The sequence below is a fragment of the Paracoccus aminovorans genome, assembly GCF_001546115.1.
Taxonomy (GTDB): domain Bacteria; phylum Pseudomonadota; class Alphaproteobacteria; order Rhodobacterales; family Rhodobacteraceae; genus Paracoccus; species Paracoccus aminovorans_B.
The window spans coordinates 1-554 of the sequence record NZ_LNBC01000054.1; the positions used below are offsets into that span (position 1 = coordinate 1).

1 protein-coding gene is annotated in these 554 nt (G+C 63.7%); it reads right to left on the reverse strand.

The genetic code is table 11. The features are described from left to right. Positions 1–4: 4 nt before the first annotated feature. Positions 5–340 (reverse strand): hypothetical protein, encoded by a 336-nt coding sequence (locus ASV56_RS24765; RefSeq protein WP_253879873.1) that lies wholly within the window; start codon positions 338–340, stop codon positions 5–7. Positions 341–554 lie beyond the last annotated feature (214 nt).

The following is a 554-nucleotide window of genomic DNA, read 5'->3' on the forward strand; positions in this document are numbered from 1 at the left end:
ACGCTCAGACATAACGCAATCCTTCGCTGAAGCCTGCGGCGCGCACTTCGCTGCGGGAAACCAGCTCCAGGTCCAGCGCCATGCGGACCTGTCCAACGCTCAGAATCCGGCACAGGGGGTGACGGGATTTGATCCAGTCGGCAGTTTTTGCCGCATGCGCCGGGGTCGGTTTCTGAGGCGGTTCCGGCTCGTCCCCGATGTAATCGCGCCAGCGGCCCACCCTGAACCAGTTATCCGAGAAGCAGACCTTTGAGCGCGTATAGCCTGCGGTCTCCAGCGCATAGCACTTGCCCGACCTCCTGCATGGCAGCCTCGACGTGGTGCAGGCAGGCCGCTTCATTGCGGCATCGGTCGGCGGGATAGGCCTTCAATATCTCCAGAGATTCCGCCGCCGCCTCGCGTGCACGCGCGCGCGAAGGTGGTTTATGGATGGTTTCAGGATGGTTTGGGGTCCGCTGTGGACGGGGTACCGGGTCCGCAGCGGACCCCGTTCCGGGTTCACGGCAGACCCCGTCCTCTGTGTACCCCGTCTCATCATCGGGTTCGGCAATGCC